Raw genomic sequence first — 18050 nt, forward strand, 5'->3', positions numbered from 1 at the left:
CCTGTTCCGTCGCGTCCCGGTGTCCCGCGTGACGTCCGTCGAGCGGCGGGCCGGCGCCCCCGTCGCCGCCGAGGCGATACCCGCGCTGCGCCGCCGCATCACCGCCGTGCTGATCGCCGGTCAGATCCTGGGCGGGCTCGGCGTCGCCACCGGCATCGCGCTCGCCACCGTACTGGCCCAACAGGTCAGCGGCACCGAGTCGCTGTCCGGACTGGCGCCGACCGCGACCGTGACCGGTACGGCGGTGCTGTCGGTGCCGCTGGCGGCGCTGATGACGGCGCGGGGACGGCGGCCGGGCCTTGTGCTGGGGTATCTCGTCGGTGCGGCGGGCTCGTGCGTCGTCGTGGTCGCCGCGAGCATCGGAAGCTTCCCGCTGCTGCTGCTCGGCATGGCCGGTTTCGGCGCGGCCTCCTCGGCGAATCTGCAGGCGCGGTTCGCCGCCGCCGACCTGGCCGAGCCCACGATGCGGGCCCGCGCCATCTCGAACGTGGTGTGGGCGACGACGATCGGTGCGGTGCTGGGCCCCAACATCGCCGCGCCCGCCGGACGCAGCGTCTCGGGACTCGGGATCCCCGAGGCGGCGGGACCGTTCCTGTGGGCGTCCGGCGTGTTCCTCGTGTCGGCGCTGCTGGTGGCCGTACTGCTCCGGCCCGATCCGCTGCTGACCGCCAGGGCGCTCGCACCGGCCGAGGAGCGGTCGGCCGACGCGCGCTCGCTGCGGGCCGGGTTCGCGGCCGTCGCGGCCTCGCCGCGGGCCAGGCTGGCACTCGTGACCGTGGCGGTCGCACACACGGCCATGGTCTCGGTGATGTCGATGACTCCCGTGGACCTCGGGCACCACGGGGCGAGCATCGATCTGATCGGGCTGGTGATCAGCGGACACATCGCGGGCATGTACGCGTTCTCGCCGCTGATGGGGCGGCTCTCGGACCGGCTCGGCAGGCTGTCCGGGATAGCCCTCGCGGTGGCCCTGACGGCGGCGGCGACGCTGCTCGCGGGGACGGCGGGTGCCCGCCATGAGCAGACCGCGCTGGGACTGTTCCTGCTCGGTCTCGGCTGGTCTTCCGCGCTCGTGTCGGGCTCCGCCCTCCTCACGGACTCCGTGCCGCAGGCGGCACGGGCCGCGGCCCAAGGGCTGTCCGACCTGACCATGAACACGGCGGCCGGTCTCGGTGGAGCGACCGCCGGAGTCGTCGCCGCGCAGGCGGGCTACGGCTGGCTGAACCTCGCCGCCGCCTGTCTTCTGGTGCCATTGGCCGGCCTGGCGCTGTTCACCCGGAACCGCCGCGGTCGATGAGCCGGGCCGGCGGATGCCGTCGAGCCCACCTGAGATGCCTTCAGACGTGCGAAAGCTCTGGGCTTCGGGCCTCAGGGCTTCCGGGCTTCAGGGTCTTCAAGAGCTGCTAAGGCTTCGAGGGCTTCGCTGCCTTCGAGCGCTTCGCTGCCTTCGAGGACTTCGCTGCCTTCGAGGACTTCGAGGCCTTCGTGGGCTTCGATGCCTTCAAAGGCTGATGTGGTACGCCTTGCGCAGCGTCTCGTGCACGGTCCACGTCGTGCGGTCGCCCTCGCGCAGGATCGCCGCGTCGCCCGGGCCCACCTCGATGACGTCGCCGCCCTCGAACTCGATCGTGGCGCGGCCGCCGACCACGACGAAGAGTTCGTTCGCCTCGGTGTCGGTCACCACGCCAGGCGTGATCTGCCAGATGCCGCGCAGCTGCTTGCCGTCGGGGGACTCCCACAGCACCTTGCCCGTCACGACCGGCTCGCCGGAGACGATCTGGGCCGGGTCCAGCGGCTCCGGTTCGAGCTCGGCGTCGGGGATGTGCACGGCGAAGGACGGGGTGGCCCCGGTGTTCGTGGTCATGGGCGGTCACCCTAAGGGCAGGGTCGTCGGGAGCGGCGACGAGGGTGCCCCGCCGCTCGACCGGCCGGATTCGCCGAGGGGCCCAGCAGGACTACTCGTAGTGCCGGGCCTCGAAGACGTTTCCGTCCGGGTCGCGGAAGTAGAAGCTGCGCTTGGCCGGCCCGCGGGCGCCGGACGCGTCGTAGGAGAAGCCCGAGACGGAGACGGACCGTTCCTCCAGACGGGCGCGCAGGGCGTCGAACTCGTCCTCCGGGAAGGACAGGCAGACGTGGTTCACCGGGTGGCCGGCGCTCTCCGTGCCGCCCGGGACCATGTTCATGTACTGCGCCAGGGACAGCGGCGCCAGGTCGAGGATGGTCTCCTCGTTGACGCGCACGGAGGGGAAGGACGCCTTTCCCGCGGCGTACTCGGCGACCATCAGGGGCTCCAGGCCGACGGCGTCCTCGTAGAAAGCGGCCGCGGCGGCCGGGTCGCGCACCCAGAGGACGACATGGTCGAGACGTGTCGAGTTGTCCGTCATGCCCCCAGGCTGGTGGCGTACGGCGCGGCTCGCAAGAGTTTGACCGGGTGCGCCGCCCGCCAGAGATCCAGATACGGGGGAACCTCGACCGACAGGAGGCAGACGCGTGATCGTGGTGTCCGAAGAGGTGCGAGAGGCGCTCGACGCGCGCCGGCCGGTGGTGGCCCTGGAGTCGACGATCATCGCGCACGGGCTGCCCCGCCCGCGCAATCTGCAGGTCGCGCTGGAGCTGGAGGAGGCCGTACGGCAGGAGGGCGCGGTACCCGCGACGATCGCGGTGCTCGACGGGCGGCCCCACGTGGGACTGGACAAGGGCCAGGTGGAGCGGGTCGCCAACGAGGACGGGATCCGCAAACTGGGCCACCGCGACCTGTCCCTCGCCATGGCGGCGGGCGCGAGCGGGGCGACGACGGTGTCCGCGACGGCGCTGCTGGCCGCGCGAGCGGGTCTGCGGGTGTTCGCCACGGGCGGGCTGGGCGGGGTGCACCGGGAGTGGACGGTGACGCACGACGAGTCCGCCGACCTGGGCCTGCTGGCGCGTAGCAGGATCACGGTGGTGTGCGCGGGCGTGAAGTCGATCCTGGACGTGCCCGCGACCCTGCAGCGCCTGGAGACGCTCGGTGTGGCGGTGGCCGGGTACGGCACGGACCGGTTCCCCGGCTTCTATCTGTCGGACTCCGGTCATCCCGTCGACTGGACCTTGGACTCCCCCGAGCAGGTCGCCGAGGTCATGCGCGCGCAGGACGCGCTGGACGGCCCGGACTCGTCCCTCATCGTGGCAAACCCGGTCCCCCAGGAGGAGCAGCTCGATCCAGGGCTCCACGCGCGCGTGCTCGCCGACGCGCTGCACGCGTGCGAGGCAGAGGGGGTGACGGGGCAGGCGGTGACGCCGTTCCTGCTGGACTACTTGGTCCGGAACACCGACGGTGCCTCGCTGAGCGCCAATCTGGCCGCGGTGCGCGGCAACGTACGCCTCGCGGCGCGGATCGCGGCGGCCTGGGCCCGGGTGTGAACGGGACGGGCCGCGGGGACTCCGGGCCGGGCTCCGCCAGCCCCGCGGGCGCGCTGCTGGTCGTCGGGGACGTGGTCACCGATGTCGTCGCCCGGCATCGGGGGCCGCTCACCACGGGCACGGACACGGCTGCCGCGATCCGGACCCTGCCGGGCGGGGCCGGCGCCAACGTCGCGTGCTGGGCTGCGCATAGGGGCTGCCCGGACGTACGACTGCTCGGCCGGGTGGGCAGGGACGCGGCCGAGTGGCACGGACGCGAGCTCGCCGCCTGCGGGGTACGTCCGCTGCTGGTCGTGGATCCGCGGTCACCGACCGGGACGGTGATCTGTCTGGTCGACGGGGGCGCCGCGGCCGAGCGGACGTTCCTCACGGACAGCGGGGCGTCCCTGCGGCTCGGACCGGCCGACTGGTCGTCAGCGCTCCTCGACGGTGTGGCGCGGCTGCACCTGTCGGGATACCTGCTCTTCTCCGAGCCTGGCAGGGCGCTGTTGCCGGTGGCGATGGAGTCGGCACGAGCGCGTGGCGTGCCGGTGAGTCTGGATCCGGCGTCGGCGGGTTTCCTCGTCGAACTGGGCGTGGACCGCTTCCTCGGACTCGTCGAGGGCATCGACGTCCTGCTGCCCAGCCGTGCCGAGGCACATCTGCTGACCGGGCTGCCCGATCCGGCCGACGCCGCGGCCAAGCTGAGCCACCACCTGCCCTTGGTCGTCGCGAAGCAGGGAGGCGACGGAGCGCTGGTGGCCCGTTCGGGGCGCATCCTGGCCCGCGTCCCGGCGGCGCCCGCGACCCCTCGCGACACCACGGGTGCCGGGGACGCCTTCACCGGGGCGTTCCTGGCCGCACTGCTCGCGGGCGCGGAACCCGAGGAGGCCGCCGTGGACGGGTGCGCGGCGGGAGCGAGGGCGGTCGAACGGGTCGGCGGCAGGCCTCCGGCCCGCGGCCGACCAGGGCCATGAGCAGCCGGCGACGGCACGATGGCCGCGCCGGCTACTTCTTGCGCCCCCACGCCGAGATCATCGGTGCCGTCGCCAGGTCCATGCTCCCGGAGGCGACGTTGGCGAGGTGCTGGTCGATCTCCTCGTGGGTGGCGAGGCCCGCGCCGACCAGCCGGTCGCGGATCTGCTGGACCGTCGCCTTCTCCAGCGCGGTGCAGGCGGGTGAGGCGACGGGGAAGTACGCGTCGGCCTCGACGCCGCTCAGGCCGGCCTCGCGGAGCAGACGCGGGAGCTTGCGCCCGTACGCGAGGTCGGCGCCGCGCTCCGCGAGCAGACTGCGGAACCCCTTGCGCAGCCGGTTCGCCAGCCGCTGTTCGGGGCCGTACTCGTCGGGGCAGAGCAGGGGCTGCAAGGCGGGGTCGGCGTCCTCGACGAGGAGTCGGCCGCCGGGCCGCAGGGCCCGGATCATCGAGCGCAACGCCCGCTCCCGGTCCGGCACATGGACCAGGACGAGTCGGGCGTGCACAAGGTCGAAACCCTCCCCCGGCGGTTCCTCCGCACCCACGTCGTGGACCCGGACCTCGACGGGCGAGCGCGCGGCCGAGGCCACCCATGAGGTGTCGATGTCGGTGGCGAGGACCTGTCCGGTCGGGCCGACCTTCTTGGCGAGCCAGGACACCACGGACGTGCCGCCCGCGCCGACCTCCCAGCAGCGCCAGCCGGATCCGATGCCGAAGCTCTCGAAGTGCCGGAAGGTCGTGGGGTCGAAGACGGCGGCGAAGGCGTCGAAGCGCTGCCCCGCCTCGTTCTGCCCGTTGTCGAGGAGGTATCCGTCGGTTCGCGTCATGGAGAGATCATCCCAGTTGACCGGCTTGCCGGGGATCGACGACGCTCCCGCCGTCGGCACCGGCGGGACCGCTCCCACCCGCGAGACCCCCTCGCGGCGCCCACGGGCCGCTCCTCGCCCACCCGCCCGCATGTACGAGCGCCCCGCGGGCACTCGTCCCCCCGCAGGTCCCCGCGGGTCTCGACCGGGCCCGGTCTCGCCGACATGCCGAGACGCTCAACTCGTCGGCGCCTGCGCGGACCGGCGGCACGGTCCCTTACCCACTCACACCCAACGGAACGGAATATTCCGTTCCCACAGGCTTTTCCGGCATCCGATCAGGGCTGGCAGACTGGCGCGCCAAGGCGCATAGTGCGGCGCGAGGAGATCCACGCAAGGAGATCCAGATGTCCATGGCAGGGAATCTGCGGAGGGTGACGACCCTCGGCGCGGTCGGCGGCCTCCGCAAGGTGGCACGGCTGACACGGCGGCGTGCCCGTGTCGACCTGAGCCACCCCGCCCGGTCTCCCCTGGGCTCCTCGGTGGTGAACTGCGTCGCCTACCGGGACGGCGCCAGAGTCCCAGGCGGCCGCGACCTGGTCGACACCGTGGAGCGGATCCGCAAGGACGAGGACGGTTTCGTCTGGCTCGGGCTGCACCAGCCGACGGATCGCGAGTTCGCCGGCATCGCCGAACTCTTCGACCTGCACCCGCTGGCCGTCGAGGACGCGGTGGAAGCCCATCAGCGCCCGAAGCTGGAGCGGTACGGCGACACGCTGTTCGCGGTGTTCAAGACCGTCTGCTACGTCGAGCACATGGAACTGACGGCGACCAGCGAAGTGGTCGACACCGGCGAGATCATGGTCTTCGTCGGACCGGACTTCGTCATCACGGTGCGGCACGGACGGCACGGCTCCCTGGGGCCGTTGCGCGAGGAGTTGGAGGCCGACCGCCTGCAGCTGTCCAAGGGACCGGCGGCCGTCCTGCACGCGATCGCCGACCACGTGGTGGACGAATATGTGAGCGTCACGGACTCGGTCCAGTCGGACATCGACCAGGTCGAGGCCGATGTGTTCGCTCCCAACGGAGCCCGTGCGGACGCGGGCCGCATCTACCAGCTCAAGCGCGAACTCCTGGAGCTGAAGCGTGCGGTGGCGCCTCTCGCACGCCCCGTCCAGGAGCTCGCCACCCGGCCGATACGTGTGGTCGACCCGGAGATACAGGCCTACTTCCGCGATGTCTCCGACCATCTGACGCGCGTCGCCGAGCAGATCGCAGCCTTCGACGAACTGCTCAACTCGATCCTCCAGGCCCACCTCGCGCAGGTGACCGTGTCGCAGAACGAGGACATGCGGAAGATCACGGCATGGGCGGCGGTCATCGCGGTGCCGACCATGGTCTGCGGCGTCTACGGAATGAACTTCGACAACATGCCGGAACTGCACTGGAGGTTCGGCTACCCCCTGGTCATAGGCGTGATGTCCGTCGCCTGTGTCGTCCTGTATCGAGGATTCAGGCGCAACGGCTGGCTCTGAGACGCCCCTCGCCCGGCACGACCGGCCGGACGAGAGTGCGCCCTCGGGGACGACTGGACATCCGTGTCAGCCGGCCAGGCTCTTCGCGTAGACGCCCTCGACCCAGGCGACGAGTTGTTCGTCCGTCAGATGCTGGGCCAGGTCCGCCTCGCTGATCATGCCGACCAGCCGCTTGTTCTCGATGACGGGAAGCCGGCGGATCTGGTGCCCCTTCATCTCCTGGAGCACTTCGTCGACATCTGCGCTCGAATCGATCCAACGCGGTGTGCCCTGGGCCAGGTCTCCCGCGGTGATCTTCGACGGGTCGTGACCCCTGGCCACGCATCCGACGACGATGTCGCGGTCGGTGAGAATGCCGCAGAGCCGTTCGTTCTCGTCGCTGATGGGCAGGGCGCCCACGTTGAGCTCGCGCATCAGCTGGGCGGCGCGGTCCAGGGTCTCGTGCGCGGGGATCCATTGGGCACCGCGGTGCATGATGTCTCCGGCGGTGGTCATGAAGTACCTCCCAGTGCCGGACGGCCGGCGCGGCGCGGGACGCACCGCTAGTCCCGGCGCCCTCAATTCTCGCCGCGTCGCCGGACGAACGCACCCGGAACTTCGGGATTTCCGGCGACTGGCGGAGCCCCCACCCGCGCGGTGGCCCCGGGATCAGGCGGAGAAGCCGACGACCTTCCGCGGGACGACGCGGATGATCAGGCGGACCTCGTCGTCCTTCTCCGCCGGGGGGTCGATCCCGAGGTACTTGTGGGAGAGCTCGTACGGGAGTCGCTTGGCGTCGTCGGGGAGGATCTCGGCGATACCACGGATCTCCACCGAGGAGTAGGGGTTGGCGAGATCGAAGACGGAGAGGCTGATGCGGGGGTCGCGCCGGAGATTGCGCACCTTCTGGCGTCCGGCGGTCGAGGAGAAGAGCACGGTGTCGCCGTCGCGCTTGATCCACACCACGGAGTTCTGCGGAGCGCCGCCGGGCCCCAGGGTGGCGACGCTGGCGAAGTTCTTGCCGTCGAGGAGGGCACGGACCGAGTCGTCGAAGGATGCCGGGCTGCCGGCTGGGGTCGTCATGGACCACAGGCTAACTACATGCGCGTGCATATAAAAGCCCTTTCGCTTCAGTGGCCGCGGATGACCGTTCAACCGTTCCAAGCCGGGTGGCGCGGATCGTCGGCGCGCACCATGAGGTCCGCCGCGGCACCCGGATCCACCTCGGCCTCGTAGCGCGCGAAGGCGGGGAGGGTCCAGCGCTCCGACTCGGGGGAACGGCGTCGCAGGGCGCCCGGAGAAAGGAGCACGTGAACGCTGAGGTCGAAGGGGAACCAGTGGCGAAGGAGGAAGGGGCCATGCATCAACAGGATTCCTCCGGGCGGGAGTTGTACGTAGGGGCTGCGGGTGGCGCGGTCTCTGACGGGGTCCCAGAGGTCGGGCAGCACGCGCCCGTCGCCGTCCGAATCCAGGGGGCCGAAGACCTCTCGCCACAGGGCGCCGGTGTCGAACCAGCCGTCGTAGTAGCTGTCGGCGTCCTGGTGACCGTATTCGAGGCGGAGCGAGGCGGGGCGCAGGAAGCCCTCCGTGCCGACGACGAGCGAGGTACGGCCGCGTATGCGCAGCGCTTCGGAGACGCGGTGCGCGAGATCGCCGGGGCGGGCGGCGGGGGCTCCGTCGAAGGCGATGCGCGGCCACGGGCTGCCGTCGTCCGGCTTCAGGTCGAGCAGGCGATCGGCGAGAAGATCGCCGAGCCGTTCCCAGGTGATCGCTTCGAGTCGCACAGAGGCCATGATGCCCCGTGCGGGCGAGGTTCTCGTCGGCCGACGGGGACGGAGGCGGGGCTCCGGAAGCAGCCGATACGGCCCGGGGACCTACTCGGCCGGGAAAGACGTCGTCCCTCGCATTCCGTACGGGGCGAAGGGGGGAAGGAACCGCCTATGGCACCGATGACAACTCCCTTGCAAGGGAGCGCACTTCTCGTCGTCCAGCCGCTCAAGAAGCGGCACTGCGGTGACTGCCGGACCGGACCGCTGACGCTGCTGGTGCTGGAGGAGGGGACACCTCGGTGCCTGGACTGTGCCGATCTCGGGCACCTGGTCTTCCTGCCGCGTGGGGACACCGCGCTGACGCGGAGGTCGCGGGAGGGCAGTGCGCTGTCGGCGGTGGTGGTGCGGTTCAACCGGCGGCGTGGCCGCTACGAACGGCAGGGCCTGCTCGTGGAGGAGGAAGCCCTCGCCCGTGCCGAGGCGCGGTGTCTGGCCGACGCGGAGGCGAGGAGGCGGCGCCGGGTGCGGGACGCGCGGCGGCGGGAGAGGGAGGACGTGCGGTTCACGGACGCGTTCGCACGCGAGATACGTCGTTTGTTCCCGCACTGTCCGGCCGACCGGGCACGGGTGATCGCCGGCCACGCCTCGGTGCGGGGAAGCGGGCGGGTGGGGCGCAGTGCGGCGGGCCGTGCACTGTCGGAGGGCGCGGTGACCGCGGCGGTCCGGGCGTCCGTACGGCACGTGGACACGTCGTACGACCAGTTGCTGATGGACGGCGTGCCACGCCACGAGGCACGCCGCCGGATCGAGGCCGTGGTGGAGGCGCGGCTCGGCGCGTGGCGCGAGGGGGGCACGGTTCACGCGTGAGGGGCGTGGCCCCAGCGCGCGGCACAAGGGCTCATGGCCCAGAGACCACAGCTCACGGCCCCACGGGTCACGGCCCCCGGGTCACGGCCCCCGGGTGCGGGTCACGGGTGCGGGTCACAAATCACGGCCACGGGTGCGGGTCACAAATCACGGGGCACGGCCCACGAGGCACGGCCCACGAAACACGGATCACGGGTCACGGCTGACGGCTGACGGCTGACGGCTGACGGCTGACGGCTGACGGCTGACGGCTGACGGCTGACGGCTGACGGCTGACGGTCAGCGGAGGCCGGGGCAGCCCTGGCTGGACGGGCGACCGGGCTCGTCGCCGGGGCGGGTGAGGAGCGAGCCCCACCCGTCTGCGGCGGGCGCGGGGCGTGTGAGCAGGGAACCCGACCCGTAGCGCACGGGTGCGTCGCGTGTCCTGGACGTTCACGCATGTGCCCGCGCTCCTCGGTGATGGTCACTGTGGACGCAGGGGGCTTCACTTGTGGTGACGCTCGGTGCAAGATCTTTGGTCTCGGGGACGGGGGGAGTGAGCATGATCGATGGACCGTACTTCGTACTGACGGTGCTGGGAGTACTCGGCTGCGGGGTGGTGGCCGGGGTCTTCTGCGGATTCTCGACATTCGTGATGAGGGGGCTCGCCGACCTGCCGCCCGCGCAGGGGGTGGCCGCGATGAACGCGATCAATGTCGCGGCGGTGCGACCGCCGTTCATGCTGGTGTTCGTCGGCTCGGCGGGGCTGTGCGCCGTGCTCGGAGTGGTCACGTTCGTGCTGCTGCCGGACGACGGGACGGTGGAGCTGCTGCTGGGCAGCGCGCTGTATCTGTTCGGGTCGTTCGGAGTGACGATCGTCGCGAACGTCCCACGCAACGACACGCTGCTCAAGCTGGAGCCGGGGACGCAGGAGGCCGCCGCGTACTGGCGCACGTACGTGCGGGAGTGGACGTGGTGGAACCACGTCCGCACGGTCGCGTCGGCCGCCGCCGCCGTGTCGTACACGCTCGCGCTGACCTGAGCCCAGGCCCTGGTCCTCCTCCCCGGGCCCTCCGGCTCGGCCCCGGGGACGCCCTCGGGACGACCTTGTGAGCGGCCCTCCGGACGACCGGGTGAGCGGCCCACCGGACGACTCGGGCGGCCCCGAGAAGGCAGCCCCTCACCTGAGCGGCGGGGCTCCTGAAGGGGACGTATCGTGGCGTGAAAGGAGTGCCGCGCGGAGGTCATGGCCCGTTCACGTGCGCCGGCGCGCGGCCCCCTGCCGGTACGCGTACGCGAGGGAGACGGCCATGGCCGATCCCAAAGGGTTCATGACCACGCCACGCGAGGAGTATCCGCGTCGGCCCATCGAGGAGCGGGTGCGGGACTGGAACGAGGTGTACGTTCCCGGAGCCCTGCTGCCGATCATCAGCAAGCAGGCCGACCGTTGCATGGACTGCGGAATCCCCTTCTGCCACGACGCCTGTCCCCTGGGCAATCTGATCCCCGAGTGGAACGACCTGGTCTCGCGCGAGGACTGGCGGGCGGCGAGCGACCGCCTGCACGCCACCAACAACTTCCCGGAGTTCACCGGACGGTTGTGCCCGGCTCCGTGCGAGGCCGGCTGTGTCCTCGCGATCAACCAGCCGGCGGTGACCATCAAGAACGTCGAGGTCGCCATCGCGGACCGAGCCTGGGAGGACGGCTTCACTCCCCCACGCCCGCCCGACCGGCTGTCCGGGCGGACCATCGCCGTGATCGGCTCGGGGCCCACCGGGCTCGCGGCGGCGCAGCAGTTGACGCGGGCGGGGCACACCGTCGCCGTCTACGAGCGGGCCGACCGGGTCGGCGGACTGCTACGATACGGGATCCCCGCGTTCAAGATGGAGAAGCGGCACCTCGACCGGCGGCTCGCCCAGATGCGTGCGGAGGGGACCCGCTTCCGTACGTCGACGGCGATCGGCAGGGACATCCGTGCCACGGATCTGAAGGCACGGTACGACGCGGTGATACTCGCCGTCGGCGCGACGGCCTGGCGTGAACTGGATGTGCCGGGCAGGGAGTTGGCCGGGATCCATCAGGCGATGGAGTACCTGCCGCTCGCCGACCGGGTCTGCGAGGGCGATCTGGAGGTCTCTCCGCTGTCCGCGGCCGGCCGGCACGTGGTGATCGTCGGTGGCGGTGACACGGGCGCGGACTGCCTGGGGACGGCGGTGCGGGAGGGCGCCGCGTCGGTGACGCAGCTCGACATCTACCCGCTGCCGCGGGCCGAGCGTGACGAGGACGTCGAGCCGTGGCCGACGTATCCGAAGATCTACCGGCTCTCGGCCGCGCACGAGGAGGCCGGGGCGCTGGAGACGGCACCCGCGGCGGACGCGGACGCACGGCTCTTCGCCGCGTCCACGCTCCGCTTCGCCGGGGACGCGGACGGGCACGTCCGGGAACTGCACCTCGTCGAGGTCGACGAGCGGCGCCGCCCGATCGCCGGGTCGGGGCGCACGCTCCCCGCCGATCTGGTGTTGCTCGCCCTCGGGTTCTCCGGCCCCGACCGCCAGGACGGCCTGATCGACCAGCTCGGTCTCGCCCTCGACCCACGCGGCACGATGGCGCGCGACGCGGACTTCCAGACCAACGTCCCCGGCGTGTACGCCGCCGGGGACGCGGCCCGTGGCCAGTCCCTCGTCGTCTGGGCGATCGCCGAGGGCCGTGCGGTGGCCGCGGCGGTGGACCGTGCCCTGACCGGAACGTCCCGGCTGCCGGCACCGATAGGTCCGTACGACCGCCCCATGACGACGTCCTGATCCCGGAAACCTGCCGCGCGGTCGCCGGTCACGGCTCCCGCTGAGACTGCGGGCCGTCGCGTGCCGCGCGGTCAGCGATGCTCTTCTCCCGTCGCCCGGGGCCGTGCCCCGCTCACCGCGGCCCGGCCCCCGGCCCCCGTCGCCCCGCCGCGCGGCCCGTGCCGAGTGCGGCCCGCCTCCTCGTCGCCCCGCGGCCGGCCGTGCTCAGCGGCGCTCGTCGGTGCCCGCTACCTTCGCGGTGGACAGCGCCACTCGGTTCCAGGTGTTGATCGTGAGGATCAGGGCCAGGACGCGGGCCAGTTCCTGGTCGTCGAAGTGGGCCGCGGCCTGCGCGTAGACGTCGTCGGGCACGCCCGCGTCGGCGACACGCGTGACGGCCTCCGTGAGCGCCAGGGCCGCCTGCTCCCGTGGCGTGAAGAAATGGCGGGCCTCGCGCCACACGGCGACCATGTGCAGCCGGTCCTCGCTCTCTCCGGCCCTGCGGGCGTCATTGGTGTGCATGTGGAGGCAGTAGGCGCAGTGGTTCAGGTGCGAGGCACGGATCTGGACCAGTTCGACGAGCGCCGGGTCGAGCCCCTCACGGGCCGCCGCATCGAAACCGATGAGGGACCGGAAGACCTTCGGTGCGGACTTCGCGAAGTCGAGGCGGGTGTTTTCGGCCATGACTGCTCCCGGGACGCCGGTGACGCCGGTCCCCCCGGCCGCTCCGGCCGTCTCCGCGGGCCCGGCGGTGTGGGCGACTGCGGTCCCGGCGGTGGTCGTGTGCGTCGTGTTCGTCGTCATGACCATGAATCTACGAGCCCGAAAGACCGACTGTAGGGTTCATTTCCATGGTGGAATCGTGGGTCAATTCGGCGGAGCGGATCGGCGCCGACCTGCACCTGGAGCTGTCCGGCTCGGGGGGCCGGCGGGCCGCGCTGATCCGTGCGCTGCGTGAGGCGGTACGCGGCGGGAGGCTCGCCCCGGGCAGTCGGCTGCCGCCGTACCGTTCGCTCGCCGCCGACCTGGGCCTCGCGCGCAACACGGTCGCCGACGCGTATGCCGAACTCGTCGCCGAGGGCTGGCTGACCGCACGGCAGGGATCCGGCACGCGGGTCGCGGAGCGGGCCACGCCGTCGGGCGCCGCCCCGGCACGCGTCCCCAAGAAGGCGCCGCCACGCGCGCGTGGACCCCGCCACGATCTGCGACAGGGCACGCCGGACGCCTCGTCCTTCCCGCGCGCGGCATGGCTCGCGTCGTATCGACGCGCCATGCAGCAGGCTCCCGGCGAAGCCTTCGGGCCCGGCGATCCCGCGGGTCGCGTCGAGCTGCGCGAGGCACTCGCCGAGTACCTGGCACGCGCGCGTGGCGTCCGTACGGAGCCCGGGCGGATCGTGATCTGCTCCGGCTTCGCGCATGCCCTGCGTCTGCTCTTTCCTCAGGTCCTGCGGGGTCCGCTGGCCGTCGAGGCGTACGGTCTCGGCTTCCACCGGGATCTGCTGGCCGCCGCGTCGGTACGCACCGTGCCGCTGCCCCTGGACGAGGACGGGGCGCAGGTGAGCGAGTTGGGCCGCGAGCGGGCCGTACTGCTCACCCCCGCGCACCAGTTCCCGACCGGTGGGCCGCTGCATCCGACGCGCCGCGCGGCGGTGATCGACTGGGCCCGCGCGCGTGACGGGGTGATCCTGGAGGACGACTACGACGGGGAATTCCGTTACGACCGCAAGCCCGTGGGCGCGGTCCAGGGACTGGACCCGGAGCGGGTCGTCCACATCGGTTCGGTCAGCAAGAGCCTGTCGCCCGCGCTGCGGCTGGGCTGGATGGTACTGCCCGAGCGGTACGTCGACCCGGTGCTCGCCGTGAAGGGCGAACGGGAGGCGTGGGCCGGCACGTTGGACCAACTGGCGCTCGCCGACTTCATCGTCTCCGGGACGTACGACCGCCATGTCCGGCGGATGCGGCAGCGGTACCGGGCGCGGCGCGACCGGCTGGTCGCCGCGCTCGCCGAGCAGGCGCCGCACATCGAGGTGACGGGGATCGCGGCCGGACTGCACGCGGTGCTGCGGCTGCCGCCCGGGACGGAACAGTCGGCGGTGAAGGCGGCGGTGTGGCAGGGCATCGCGCTCGACGGACTCGACGAGTTCCGGCATCCCGGGACGGACATGTCCGCGCCTGACGGGCTGGTGGTGGGGTACGCGACGCCCGCGGAACACGCCTACGCGGCGGCGCTCGACGCGTTGTGCGGGGTGCTCCCGCCGGGCTGACCACTGGACCGCACCCGGCCCGCGTTCGGGCCGCATTCGCGCCGAAAGGGGTTCAGCGTTGTCGTGGACCCGCGCGCCGAGGATCTCACGGCGGCGCGGCTCGCCGGGCTCGATGTGGTGCGCCTCCCCTCCCGTGGCGGGCAGACCCCGACGCCCCGCCAGGCGGAGCGTTTCCTCCGGGTGGCCGGCGGAGCCCCGGGGCCGGTGTTCGTGCACTGCGGCGCGGGCGTGGGACGCACGGGGGCCATGACGGCCGCGTATCTCGTACGGACCGGCCAGGGGCCGGCACCGGCGGCGGGCAGACGGAACCTGGCGGTCGGAGCGCCGCCGGTGGAGCAGATCTACTAGGGGCTCAGCCTGGACGGGACCGCGCGGACCAGCCGCCGTTGCCGGTGATCGCCGTGAGCCGCCTGGTGGACGCCCCACGGCGTATGTGGCCCCGGCTGTGACACCTCTTCTCGGGCCGCGGCGCGTCGCACCACGGCAGGCGTGCGGTCGGCAGACGGTCAGTCGGCCGACGGGTGTCGGCCGGTTGACATCGGATGTCGGCCGGTGGATATCGGGTGTCGGACACGTGTGTCGAACATCGGGTGTCGGGTGTCGGACATCGCGTGTCGGACATCAGTTTCGGATATCGGGTGCCTGGTTCAGGAAAGTCGCAAGGTTCTCTGGGGAATCAGGAGACAGAGGACGTCCGGAAGCGTCAAGTAATCGCGGAATCAAGGCAGATCAAGAAAACGGAGAACGCGCAGAATACGGAACGCAAGTGCCTCAGGACAGCAGGAAGTCGGCCTCCCCCGCCTTCGCGCCCTGGATGAACGCGGTGATCTCGCCGGGTGTGTAGATCAGCGCGGGGCCGTCCGGATCCGCCGACTGACGGACCGCGATGCGGCCGTCGGCGAGTTTCATCGCCTCCAGGCAGTTGCCGCCGTTCCCGCCGCTCCACGGCTTGTGCCAGCCCTCGCTGCCCAGTTCACGGGCGGGCATTCCGTTGTAGATGCGCACGTTGCCTATTGCGGGCTTGATGCGTTCCATTCACAGCTCCTTGCGGAGATCACGGAGGATCTCCTTCGTGCGATGTGCCGTAGCGGCCTGAGCCGCCATGCGGTCCATGACCTCGAGATGGGTCGCCACCTCTGAGCGCGCGTCCAGGTAGACGGCGCCGGTCAGGTACTCGCTGTAGACCATGTCCGGGAGTTCCGGCATGGCGAAGCGGAACAGCACGAAGGGGCCGTAGGTGCCGGGGTGCGGGCCCGAGGAGAACGGGATCACCTGCAACGTCACATGGGGCAGTTTCGTGGCCTGGAGCAGCTTGTCGATCTGGGCGCGCATCACCTCGGGGCCGCCGATGGGGCGGCGTAGGGCCGTCTCGTCCATCACGGCCCAGATACGGGGTGCGTCCTCACGAGTGAGCAGATCCTGGCGTTGCATGCGCAGCGCCACATGGCGCTCGATGTCTTCCGGCTGGGTCTGGCCGATGGCCCCCGCCTTCAGAACGCCGCGGGCGTAGTCCTCGGTCTGCAGCAGCCCGGGCACGAAGTGGGGTTCGTACGAGCGGACGAGGGCGGCGGCGCCCTCCAGGCTGACGTGCATGGAGAACCAGTCGGGCAGGATGTCGTGGAAACGCTGCCACCAGCCCGGCTTGTTGGCCTCCTCGGCGAGTTGGACGAATGCCTCGGCCTCCTCGTCGCCGACACCGTACGACTTCAGCAGGAGCTGGAGGTACGGGATCTTGAGGGAGACCTCGGCCGTCTCCATGCGGCGGACCGTGGCGGGCGCGACGCGCAGGATGCGGGCCGCCTCCTCGCGCTTGAGACCCGCGCGTTCCCGCAGGTCCAGCAGGCGCCGACCGAGGACGACCTGGCCCACCGTCGGCGCGGACCGCGGTTCGCTCACGCCCCACCTCCACTGTGTCCGGGCAGGCCGGGCGGCGCCGTCCGGGGTCTCTTCGACTGGTCCCAACTGGCGCCGCTCGACGTGCTGTTGCGAGCAGTGTGCCACGCGTCCTCACCGAGTCACACGGCACTCTGCAACTTTCAGAGTGACACTTGCCAAGTGTTCACGTCGGGGCGATAGTGGCAAGCGTGACTCCGTCCGCGCCGTTAGGAACAGACGCCGCCGAAGACCGGTCCGGTCTCCGCGCCGCCGCAGGGCTCCGCCCCGGCGCGGCTGCCGAGCGCCGGTTCCGTTTCGAGCTGTCCGCACACCCGGGCTCCGTGGCTCAGGCGAGACGCCTGACCCGTTCCCGCCTGGCCCGCTGGGCGGTGTGCGAGGACACCTGCGACACGGCAGCTCTCGTCGTCTCCGAGCTGGTCACCAACGCGATCGTCCATGCCGCGGGTGAACGTGTCGTCTGCGAGCTGCACGACGGCGACGACCTGGTGCGGATAGCCGTGCTTGACGAGGGATGCGCTCCGGGTGAGCCGCACCCCTCCCCGCAGCGGCCCGAGGAGGAGCACGGGAGGGGATTGCTCCTCGTCGCGGCCGTGTCCAGGGCCTGGGGGGCCCAGGACACCGGCCCCGGCCTGCTGGTCTGGGCCGAACTGGAGCGATCGGCCGGGTCCGAGCACATGGCGGGCTCCGAGCACGCGGCAGGTAGCGGCCGGTCGGCGCGTTCCGAGCACGGGACGGCGTCCGAGCGGTCGGCGCAGTACGACCGGCCGGCCGGAGGGGACCACTCGGCGGGCATGGAGCGCACCGCGGCGCGGGAGCACTCGGGCACCGGCCGGGAGCGCGTGACGGTGCCGTCCCAGCCCGAGGCCGCGACGCAGCGGCCGTGCACGGCCGGCCGGCCCCCCGCGGACACCGAGGTCCGTTCGGACCTGGGCTGGAGCGCCAAGAAGCCCCCGGCCGACGGCCGGGGTTCCGGGGCCGAGGCGTCCTGGGGAACGGGGACCGCATGGGTGTGAGGGGATCGTCGGCGACGGGGCCCTCGGCACGGGTCCTGAGCCTGGACACGCTGGTGCGCGTGAGGCGCGCGCAGCCGGGGTCCGGGCAGCCGAGGCGTCTCCTCGTACCGGAGGACATGACGGTGCCGCTGGGCTGCGACGCCGTGTCGGTGCCGGCCCGGTTCGGGCCGCTGCTGCTGCCCCGGCTGCCGCGGGTGGGCTGCGTATACGCCGACGGGGCGCACTGGTGGTGGATCGTGCCCTCGGATTCCGACGTCTCGCTGGAGTGGCCCGCGCCCGCGCACTACGCCACGGGGGCGGTCGTCGTGGACGCGCCCGCCGAACCCGGCCTGATCCACCGGCCGGAGGGAACTGTTCCGTACACCCCGCCGATCCCCCTCTACCTGGCCGTGTGCCGGGTGACGGGGACGACACCCGTCTGGTCGCGTCCGATCAGTGCGTGAGGCCCGCTCCGGACCGGGGCCGCGGGACGCCCGCCGATGGTGGCCGATCACGGGCAAAGGACACGGGGCGCGCAGGTCAGCAGCCGTCGGACATCTGCGGCGACCGTGGGGCGCACGGGGTGACGGCCCGGCACCCGGCTGAGGGCGCACGGGGTGACACCCGGCGCCCGGCTGAGGGCGCGAGCGCCGCCCGGGCCTGTACGGCGTGTCCGAAGTGCGCCGGTCGCCGCAAGACCCCGTTGCCGTCATGGGTGGAGCGCTGCGTTCCTGGGAAGTGCACCGTTCGTGCGTTCTCGGGGGAGGCCATCGGTGGAGAAACCCGCACGGAAGAAGAACGGCGACTCCGGCGAGCCGCCGCCGTCCGACTC

General features: G+C 71.9%; 20 protein-coding genes. 11 read left to right on the top strand and 9 right to left on the bottom strand.

Going from position 1 to position 18050, the window contains the following annotated elements:
• Window positions 1-28 precede the first annotated feature (28 nt).
• On the top strand, window positions 29-1297 hold the full coding sequence (locus tag H305_RS0143815; RefSeq protein WP_028805978.1) for an MFS transporter: 1269 nt from the start codon (window positions 29-31) through the stop codon (window positions 1295-1297).
• Between the two features lie 204 nt (window positions 1298-1501).
• On the opposite strand, the gene H305_RS0143820 is transcribed toward H305_RS0143815, so the two are convergent.
• Both H305_RS0143820 and H305_RS0143825 read right to left on the bottom strand, forming a co-directional pair.
• Complete coding sequence (locus tag H305_RS0143820) at window positions 1502-1864, bottom strand: cupin domain-containing protein (protein ID WP_028805979.1); 363 nt, start codon at window positions 1862-1864, stop codon at window positions 1502-1504.
• Window positions 1865-1955: 91 nt separating this feature from the next.
• Window positions 1956-2384, bottom strand: coding sequence for a VOC family protein (locus H305_RS0143825; protein WP_028805980.1), 429 nt, complete (start codon window positions 2382-2384; stop codon window positions 1956-1958).
• A gap of 106 nt (window positions 2385-2490) precedes the next feature.
• Between H305_RS0143825 and H305_RS0143830 the strand changes: the two genes are divergently transcribed.
• Both H305_RS0143830 and H305_RS0143835 read left to right on the top strand, forming a co-directional pair.
• On the top strand, window positions 2491-3396 hold the full coding sequence (locus H305_RS0143830) for a pseudouridine-5'-phosphate glycosidase (protein ID WP_028805981.1): 906 nt from the start codon (window positions 2491-2493) through the stop codon (window positions 3394-3396).
• Window positions 3393-4352 (top strand): carbohydrate kinase family protein, encoded by a 960-nt coding sequence (locus H305_RS0143835; protein ID WP_051371629.1) that lies wholly within the window; start codon window positions 3393-3395, stop codon window positions 4350-4352. Before H305_RS0143830 ends, H305_RS0143835 begins: the two co-directional genes overlap by 4 nt.
• Window positions 4353-4383: 31 nt before the next feature.
• Here the strand turns inward: H305_RS0143835 and H305_RS0143840 are convergent, their stop codons facing one another.
• Window positions 4384-5178, bottom strand: coding sequence for a class I SAM-dependent methyltransferase (locus H305_RS0143840; protein WP_028805983.1), 795 nt, complete (start codon window positions 5176-5178; stop codon window positions 4384-4386).
• Window positions 5179-5564: 386 nt separating this feature from the next.
• Here H305_RS0143840 and corA point away from each other — a divergent pair, with 386 nt between their 5' ends.
• Complete coding sequence (corA, locus tag H305_RS0143845) at window positions 5565-6692, top strand: magnesium/cobalt transporter CorA (protein ID WP_028805984.1); 1128 nt, start codon at window positions 5565-5567, stop codon at window positions 6690-6692.
• A gap of 66 nt (window positions 6693-6758) precedes the next feature.
• Here corA and H305_RS0143850 read toward each other — a convergent pair whose 3' ends face one another.
• The 3 genes from H305_RS0143850 to H305_RS0143860 form a co-directional block, all read right to left on the bottom strand.
• A complete protein-coding gene (locus H305_RS0143850) occupies window positions 6759-7187 on the bottom strand; it encodes a CBS domain-containing protein (RefSeq protein WP_028805985.1) in 429 nt (142 codons plus the stop codon).
• 153 nt (window positions 7188-7340) lie between these two features.
• The gene (locus H305_RS0143855; RefSeq protein WP_028805986.1) at window positions 7341-7754 is read right to left on the bottom strand and encodes a PPOX class F420-dependent oxidoreductase; all 414 of its coding nucleotides are present in this window, start codon (window positions 7752-7754) and stop codon (window positions 7341-7343) included.
• Between the two features lie 68 nt (window positions 7755-7822).
• On the bottom strand, window positions 7823-8464 hold the full coding sequence (locus H305_RS0143860) for a uridine kinase (protein WP_037767573.1): 642 nt from the start codon (window positions 8462-8464) through the stop codon (window positions 7823-7825).
• A 147-nt stretch (window positions 8465-8611) separates the two neighbouring features.
• On the opposite strand from H305_RS0143860, the gene H305_RS49145 reads away from it, so the two are divergent.
• The 3 genes from H305_RS49145 (at window position 8612) to H305_RS0143880 (ending at window position 12087) form a co-directional block, all read left to right on the top strand.
• Window positions 8612-9307: a DUF2293 domain-containing protein gene (locus tag H305_RS49145; RefSeq protein ID WP_037767576.1), complete on the top strand. Its 696-nt coding sequence runs from the start codon at window positions 8612-8614 to the stop codon at window positions 9305-9307.
• A gap of 541 nt (window positions 9308-9848) precedes the next feature.
• Window positions 9849-10328, top strand: a complete 480-nt coding sequence (locus H305_RS0143875) for a DUF1772 domain-containing protein (protein ID WP_028805988.1) — start codon at window positions 9849-9851, stop codon at window positions 10326-10328.
• Between the two features lie 268 nt (window positions 10329-10596).
• A complete protein-coding gene (locus H305_RS0143880; RefSeq protein ID WP_028805989.1) occupies window positions 10597-12087 on the top strand; it encodes a glutamate synthase subunit beta in 1491 nt (496 codons plus the stop codon).
• A 204-nt stretch (window positions 12088-12291) separates the two neighbouring features.
• Here the strand turns inward: H305_RS0143880 and H305_RS0143885 are convergent, their stop codons facing one another.
• Window positions 12292-12876, bottom strand: a complete 585-nt coding sequence (locus H305_RS0143885; RefSeq protein ID WP_028805990.1) for a carboxymuconolactone decarboxylase family protein — start codon at window positions 12874-12876, stop codon at window positions 12292-12294.
• Between the two features lie 41 nt (window positions 12877-12917).
• On the opposite strand from H305_RS0143885, the gene H305_RS0143890 reads away from it, so the two are divergent.
• Together H305_RS0143890 and H305_RS55635 are read left to right on the top strand one after the other, a co-directional pair.
• Window positions 12918-14330 carry a PLP-dependent aminotransferase family protein gene (locus tag H305_RS0143890; RefSeq protein ID WP_028805991.1) on the top strand — a complete coding sequence of 471 codons (1413 nt, stop codon included), beginning with the start codon at window positions 12918-12920 and terminating at the stop codon, window positions 14328-14330.
• 63 nt (window positions 14331-14393) lie between these two features.
• Window positions 14394-14678: a fused DSP-PTPase phosphatase/NAD kinase-like protein gene (locus tag H305_RS55635; RefSeq protein ID WP_051371630.1), complete on the top strand. Its 285-nt coding sequence runs from the start codon at window positions 14394-14396 to the stop codon at window positions 14676-14678.
• 423 nt (window positions 14679-15101) lie between these two features.
• Here the strand turns inward: H305_RS55635 and H305_RS0143900 are convergent, their stop codons facing one another.
• Complete coding sequence (locus H305_RS0143900; RefSeq protein ID WP_028805992.1) at window positions 15102-15365, bottom strand: DUF397 domain-containing protein; 264 nt, start codon at window positions 15363-15365, stop codon at window positions 15102-15104.
• The gene (locus H305_RS0143905) at window positions 15366-16226 is read right to left on the bottom strand and encodes a helix-turn-helix domain-containing protein (RefSeq protein WP_028805993.1); all 861 of its coding nucleotides are present in this window, start codon (window positions 16224-16226) and stop codon (window positions 15366-15368) included.
• Window positions 16227-16405: 179 nt separating this feature from the next.
• Here H305_RS0143905 and H305_RS56600 point away from each other — a divergent pair, with 179 nt between their 5' ends.
• Window positions 16406-17239: an ATP-binding protein gene (locus H305_RS56600; RefSeq protein ID WP_051371631.1), complete on the top strand. Its 834-nt coding sequence runs from the start codon at window positions 16406-16408 to the stop codon at window positions 17237-17239.
• A complete protein-coding gene (locus tag H305_RS0143915; RefSeq protein WP_028805994.1) occupies window positions 17230-17682 on the top strand; it encodes a hypothetical protein in 453 nt (150 codons plus the stop codon). Before H305_RS56600 ends, H305_RS0143915 begins: the two co-directional genes overlap by 10 nt.
• Window positions 17683-18050 lie beyond the last annotated feature (368 nt).

It is taken from the genome of Streptomyces sp. 142MFCol3.1 (assembly GCF_000424945.1).
Lineage (GTDB): Bacteria > Actinomycetota > Actinomycetes > Streptomycetales > Streptomycetaceae > Streptomyces > Streptomyces siamensis.